A 1,500-nucleotide genomic window follows, 5' to 3' on the forward strand; every position below is an offset into this window, starting at 1 on the left:
CCAGCGCCAGAAGATCGACCGTCACGCGGCACGCAGCCCTCTCGCCGGCTTTCTCCAAGAGAGCTTCGAACACGTCGCGGAATGCCTGCCGCGGAAAGAGCAGGTCACGGTAGACCAACCCCATCAGGGCCATTGGTTTTTTGCGCAGCGAATGGATGACGTGGTGATAGTTGACCACATGGCCATGGCTGCCATCCCGGAAGGCACGACCGCGCGGCAGCGTCATCAAGAGCGTGCTCCCTAGAAACATCTCGAGCCGATCGTCGTAGAGGCGGACCCGAAGCTGGTGGCCAATCAACCGTGATGGCACGGTGTAGAACACCTTGCGCAAGGTGAACCCTCCGGAAGAGGTGACGCGCAGGGTGATCTCTTCGTAATCGGTGGTCCGCCGGGCCGGTAATGGCTGGAGGGTCTCGCGTTCAGCGTCAATCCGCTTGGCGTTGCGCGCATTGGTCCGGCCGACAATCTCGTCGATGAAGCGCCGGTAAGCTGGCAGGTCTTCGAAATCGCGTGAGCCTCGCATGAGCAGCGCGTCCTCGATGGCGCGCTTGAGATGCCCATTGGGGCTCTCAATGGAGCCGTTCTCATGGGCGACACCTTTGGTGTTGCGTGTCGGCGTCATGCGGTAGTGCTGGCACAGGGCGTCAAAGCGGTCGGTCAGATCGTCTCTAGCGGCCTGGTCGAGGTTCTTGAAGGCGGCTGACAAGCTGTCGGTGCGATGGATCGCAGGGACCCCACCGAGCATCCAGAGGGCATTCTGCAGGCCCTCGGCCAAGGCCACATAGCTCTCGCCGCCCAGAACTACATGGGCGTGCTGGAAGCCGCTATAGGCGAGCCGGAAATGATACAGGCGATGATCAAGAGGTTCGCCGGCGATGGTCACGCCCAATTTGCCCATGGCCGTGAAATCTGACAGCCCCATCTTGCCCGGTTCGTGGATTTGCCGGAACATCACCTCCTGCTCAGGGCCATGCTCGGCGTTCCAGGCCCGTATCCGTCGTTCCAGAGTGCGGCGGATACCGGGATCAAGCTTGGGATGGTTGCGCATGACCTCTTCGTAAACGGCAACGGGCCGGATCCCCGGGGAAGACTGCAACATCGGCACAACCTCGGTGTCGAAAATCTCTGCCAGTGGATCAGGGCGGCGCCGACCGCGGGGCTTCTTCTTTTGGGATAGCAAGGTCGGGTCGGCTTGGATCCGATAGCCCGTGGCTTGGCTGATACCCGCCTTCGCGGCGGCCACGGGAACGGTATGGGTCTGTCTGAGCGTCATGAATAGCCTCATTTGTTGGTCAGTGACATGACGGCCCGGCATGAACGATCCTCCCTGAATGGAAGATCAATCCCTATCCGAGCCGGTCACGACCGTCAGACCCGCCCAAGTGGGGCGAAACGCTGGGGTGGTATCTCTCCGGTCGGGCTACGCCCTCCCTACGAAACACCACCCCAGCGTTCTCATCCTGATTGACGCTCGACTCTCACCTTGTTTGTCGCGCGGCA

Annotated in this window: 1 protein-coding gene; it reads right to left on the reverse strand. The window is 61.3% G+C overall.

Going from position 1 to position 1,500, the window contains the following annotated elements; genetic code table 11:
* The coding region (istA, locus tag ACH107_RS32760) for an IS21 family transposase (RefSeq protein WP_412509769.1) at positions 1-1,285 on the reverse strand (1,285 nt) is incomplete at its 3' end.
* Positions 1,286-1,500 lie beyond the last annotated feature (215 nt).

The organism is Roseovarius halophilus (ex Wu et al. 2025) (genome assembly GCF_047086965.1).